Here is a 5,096-nt window from a genome sequence, read left to right on the forward strand (position 1 = left end):
GCCGAGGCCGAGCGCACCGCCGCCGAGCGGGCCGCCGCGCGGGCCAGGCTGCGCGCCATCGACGAGGCCGGCCGGGGGCGCGGCGCCACGCTCGCCGCCGTCTGGGACGACGCCTCGGTCTCCCGCGACGCCCAGACCCCGGCGGACCAGGCGGCCGTCGAGGAGCGCGGCTTCGCCGAGTGGAACGAGGCGTTCTGGCGCTCGTTCGGCTGGTGGGAGCACCGGGTGATCACCGGCTCCGAGCCGCGCCTGTTCGACTGCTTCAACGAGTCGGACGCGCTGGTCTCCGACATCTCCAGCGTGGTCTCCGACTGGATCGCCAGCGGCAAGCCCTACGCGGTCAGCGACTCGGCCGAGTTGGGCCCCGAGGAGTTCCGCCGGCAGAACACCGCCGTGCGGGCCGCCGTCATCCTGTCCAACGACGCGTCCCAGATCGACGAGTTGCTGGACGCGGTGACCACGGGACCCGACCCGCTCGCCCAGGACCGCGCCGAGCTGAGGCACTACCTGCTCGGCCCGGACGAGCCCAGCTCGCTGGAGCGGTTCAACGCGGCGGTCAACGCGCTGGCCGCCCGGGCCGAGGCGCGCAACCAGGCCCTGGGGGAGACCGGGGCCGCCGCCGTGGTGAGCACGTCCTGACCCTTGGGCACCAGCCGGCGCCCCGCCGGTCAGTCCCACCGCCCATTGGTTCGTAGTAAGAGGAAGAGGCACGAGGTCCGTGGTCGCGAAGCCTGAAGAGATGATCCCGGAGGAACTCCGGCGACGGATGCGGTTCCTCCCGGAGGCCACCGGGGCGGAGCGCGAGGAGTTCTTCGACGCGGTCGCCGCGTTCCTGGCGGAAGCCGACGAGAACAAGCTGCGGAAGTTCCCGCCGGTGGCCCGGATCAAGTGGCATCTGGCCAGGGAACGCCGCGTCGACGAGCTGCTCGCCGTGCTGAACTTCGAGCGGGAGAACCCGTCGGCCTTCCCGGTGCGCGGCCGGCTGCGGCCCTGGGTCGCGATACCGGGCGTCGACGCGGCCCGGCTGCCGTCGGCCGTCAGCCGGCTGCGGCTGCGGGAGATGCCGGTGCGGGCCAAGGCCACCGACGTGCTGTGGCAGGACGGCAAGCTGGTGCTGCGCGGCTTCGGCTATGTCGTCAACCTGCCGGACGGGGCGCACGCCCCGCTGCCGAGGCTGGCCTGGCTGCGGGCCAAGGGCGGGAGGCGGGTCCCGGTCAAGCTCCGCGCCGAGGAGTCGACGCGGGCGACCCGGGACTCCAAGCAGGCCCTCCACAACTACGACAACGCCGGCTTCGAGCTGGTCATCGACCCCAACAAGCTGAAGTCGCGCGGCCGTTGGAAGGCCGGCACCTGGGGCCTGACGCTGGCGCTGCCCCGGCCGGGCGGCTATGTGCCCGGCCATGTGGACCGCGTCGACGTCGGCTCCGCCGGCCACTCCCAGTCCCGCGACCTGGGCGACGGCGCCCGGCTGGTGGCCAGCTTCGTCGAGGGCCGCTTCCAGGTCACCGTCGAGCTGCCCGAGGCCGAGGTCACCGACCAGACGCTGGTGGACGGCGAGACGCTGCGGCTGGGGCTGCGCGCCCCGGCCGGCGGCAAGCTGCCCACCAAGCTGCGGATCGTCCGCAAGGGCCAACAGGCCGGCACCGCCTACCCGTTGACCACCGGCGAGTCGAACGAGGCGGGCTTCAGCCGGTTGTTCGCCGACGTCCCGCTGGACGACCTGTCGGCGGCCACCAGCGCGACCGAGAAGACCCTGGACTTCATCGCGCACATCGAGTTCGTGGACGGCAGCGACCGCCGCGCCACCGTCCGCGAGGGCTTCGCGCCGGGCCGCTACGCCCGCCCGTTGAACCGCGAGATCGCCGTCACCACCGACGGCCCCGGCCTGCTCAAGCTCCACGACCGCGCCCGCCAGGCCGTCGTCGACTCGCTGCGCTGGGAGGGCGGCGCGCTGCTGGTCGAGGGCGCGTACGAGGGCCCCGGCGACACCAAGCGCTTCGTCCTGCGCCACGGCGAGCGGTTCGAGGAACACGTCCTGCCGCTGGAGTGGGCCGACGGCCGGTTCAGCGTGCGGATCAGGCCCGACCGGATGGCCGTCTACGACGCCACCCTCCCGCTGCGCGCCGGCCGCTGGTACATGTGGCTGCGGGACAGGGACGCCTGGGGCAACGGCGCCGACACCCCGGTCAAGCTGCGCGCCGACCTGATCGACGCCACCCTGCCGCTGCGCAAGCGGGTCTCCGGCCGCACCTACACCGTCAACCGCCGCTACTTCGACCGGCTCTTCCTCGGCTCGGGCCCGGTGCTCACCGCCGAGGAGCGCGGCGCCTGGCGCCAGCGCCAGCTGCGGCAGGTGCACACGCCCCGGTTCAAGAAGGAGCCGCTGCGCGAGGCGGTCTTCTACAACAGCTTCGGCGGCAAGCAGTTCTCCGACTCGCCCCGCGCGATCTACGAGGAGTTCGTGCGGCGCGGCATCGAGGTCGAGCACCTGTGGTCGGTCGCCGACGAGCAGGTCGCGCTGCCGCCGGGCGTCCGCCCGCTGGAGTGGCACAGCACCGAGTGGTACGAGGCGCTGGCCCGCAGCCGCTACGTCGTCACCAACGTCGGCCTCGGCGACTGGTACGAGCGGCGCGAGGGGCAGTGCGTGGTGCAGACCTGGCACGGCACCCCGCTGAAGAAGATCGGCGCCGACCTGCTGGGCACGCCCAAGGCCAACCTCGCCTACATCGCCAGCCTGCCGCACCGCTTCCGGCAGTTCGACATCGTGGTCTCGCCCAACGCGTTCACCACCCCGATCATGCGGAACGCCTTCCGCTGCGAGGGCGAGGTGCTGGAGGCGGGCTACCCCCGCAACGACATCTTCCACCGGCCCGACCGGGAGAAGATCGCCCAGCGGGTCCGCGCCACCCTCGGCATCCCCGAGGGCAGGAAGGTCGTGCTCTACGCCCCGACCTGGCGGGACGACCAGCGGCACACGGCGTCCAAGTTCAAGCTGGACCTCCAGGTGGACCTGACGGCGGCCGAGCGGGCGCTCGCCGACGACCACGTCTTCCTGTTCCGCAAGCACCCCAAGATCCTGGACGCCATCCCCGGCGCCGGGCAGGGCTTCGTCTGGGACGTCTCGGCCTACCCGGACATCGCCGAGCTGTACCTGATCACCGACGTGCTGATCACCGACTACTCCTCGGTGCTGTTCGACTTCGCGCACTCGGGCCGGCCGATGCTGTTCTTCACCTACGACCTGGAGCACTACCGCGACACGCTGCGCGGCTTCTACTTCGACTTCACCGAGAAGGCGCCCGGACCGCTGATCAAGACCTCGGACGAGCTGGTCTCCGCGATCCGGAACATCGACGACGTGGAGCGGGAGTACGTCGGCAAGTACGCCCGGTTCGTCAAGGACTTCTGCGAGCCGTCGGACGGCCTGGCCACCAGCCGGGTGGTCGACCGGATGCTGGAGATCGCCAAGCGGCACGCGGACGGCGGCGGCGCTTAGCGGCGACGGCTCCGGACGAACGTCAACGGCGGGCGCGCCCCCGGTCCTTCGGGCGGCGCGCCCGCCGTTTCGTTCGTTCCCGTTCGGCCGCCGGGTCAGCCGTTCCGCTCGGCGGGCGTCGGGGCGGCCGTCGCGGCCCCGGCCGTGGCGGTGCCGGTCGTGGCGGCTTCCGTGCCCTTCGGCGCCGGCGGCCTCTTCTCCTCCGGGCGGAAGAACCAGCGCATGTTCGGCTCGACCAGCGGCCGCAGCAGCCGTTGCACCGGCGTCGAGCAGAGCAGCGAGATGCCGACGGCGGAGACCACCGAGGTGATCAGCAACGCGGTCGGGGTGTCCCGCATCAGCTCTGGCTCGTACCAGCCCCACTCCACGGAGCCCCTGATCAGGAAGCCGTGCAGCAGATAGCCGTAGAGGGTGCCGGCGCCCAGCGCGGTGAACCAGCCGTGCCGCCCGGGCACCAGCGCCAGGAAGCAGCAGGTCAGCAGCACCGAGCAGCCGAAGAGCGCGAAGGTCATCAGCACCCCGACCCACCAGGGCTCGCCCAACTCCTGGGCGCTGCCCCGGTGGTAGAACCAGGCGTACTCCATCCTCGGCTCCGCCCAGTAGGCGAACAGCGCGGCCCCGGCCCCGACCGGCAGCGCCAGCAGCCGAGCCGACCGGCGGCGCAGCATCCGGAAGTGCTCGGCCTTCAGCGTGGTGCCCAGCACGAAGAACGGCAGGAACTGCACCACGCGCTGGAGCTGGAGGTCGCCGCCCATCGTCGGCGACGCGGTGGCCACGGCGGCCAGCCCCAGCGCCAGCGGCACCGGCCAGCGCACGGCCTTCCACAGCGGAACGGTCAGCCGCCAGATGAACAGGGCCACCAGGAACCACAGCAGCCAGCGCGGCTCGAACAGCGGCAGGTAGTCGTTGTCGTTGCCGTCGAGGCGGCGCAGGAAGTAGGTGTAGGCGATCTGGAAGATCACATAGGGCACCAGCACCCCGGTGATCAGCCGCCGCACCCGGTCGGGGCGGCCGTCCCAGTTCCGCGAGAAGTAGCCAGCGATCAGGATGAACGCCGGCATGTGGAAGGCGTACACGAACATGTACAGCGCGGTGACCGCGCGGGAGTCAGCGCGCAGCGGCTCCCAGGCGTGGCCCATGGCGACCAGCACGATCGCCAGGTACTTGGCGTTGTCGAAGAACGCGTCGCGCTGCTTGGGCGCCGCGCCCTGTCTCGGCAGGCGCAGGGCCATGGTCTGTTCGGCGGGCCGCTCGGTGGGGGGCGGCGGCGAGCCGGTCATGATGCCCCCCGGGGTGCGTGGGGGTGGGTGTGGGGAGGGGAACAGCACATCACCCTGGCACCCTAACGGCAGTGGGCGCCCCGGTGACCCGGCGGTGTCCGCTCGGTGTCCCGGCGGGGTCGGCGGCAGACTGGCCCCATGACGGCGGCGACGAACGGGACGCGGCGCGCGGACCGGCGGCAGACGGTGACGACGGACGCGGGCGAGGCCCGGATCAGCTGGTGGGAGGCGCGGCGGGCGCGCACGGTGCTGGCGCTCGGCCACGGCGCCGGCGGCGGGATCGAGGCGCGCGACCTGGCGGCGCTGGCCGCCGCGCTGCC

At 72.6% G+C, this 5,096-nt stretch carries 2 protein-coding genes and 2 pseudogenes; 3 read left to right on the plus strand and 1 reads right to left on the minus strand.

What is annotated here, in order from left to right; all coding sequences use genetic code 11:
* Positions 1-639: pseudogene (locus tag EBN88_RS30945) on the plus strand (hypothetical protein); the annotation flags it as partial.
* 100 nt (positions 640-739) lie between these two features.
* Positions 740-3,496: a CDP-glycerol glycerophosphotransferase family protein gene (locus EBN88_RS28410; RefSeq protein WP_233581066.1), complete on the plus strand. Its 2,757-nt coding sequence runs from the start codon at positions 740-742 to the stop codon at positions 3,494-3,496.
* Positions 3,497-3,591: 95 nt separating this feature from the next.
* On the opposite strand, the gene EBN88_RS28415 is transcribed toward EBN88_RS28410, so the two are convergent.
* Positions 3,592-4,776 (minus strand): acyltransferase family protein, encoded by a 1,185-nt coding sequence (locus EBN88_RS28415; protein ID WP_122399885.1) that lies wholly within the window; start codon positions 4,774-4,776, stop codon positions 3,592-3,594.
* A gap of 138 nt (positions 4,777-4,914) precedes the next feature.
* Between EBN88_RS28415 and EBN88_RS28420 the strand changes: the two are divergent.
* Positions 4,915-5,096, plus strand: a pseudogene (locus tag EBN88_RS28420) (hydrolase); the annotation flags it as partial.

The organism is Streptomyces triticirhizae (assembly GCF_003696235.1).
Taxonomy (GTDB): domain Bacteria; phylum Actinomycetota; class Actinomycetes; order Streptomycetales; family Streptomycetaceae; genus Streptomyces; species Streptomyces triticirhizae.

What these genes read in the sequence shown, in the direction of transcription:
- EBN88_RS28410 (WP_233581066.1), top strand. Translation starts at nt 740, where the DNA reads ATGATCCCGGAGGAACTCCGGCGACGGATGCGGTTCCTCCCGGAGGCC.
- EBN88_RS28415 (WP_122399885.1), bottom strand. Translation starts at nt 4,776, where the DNA reads ATGACCGGCTCGCCGCCGCCCCCCACCGAGCGGCCCGCCGAACAGACC.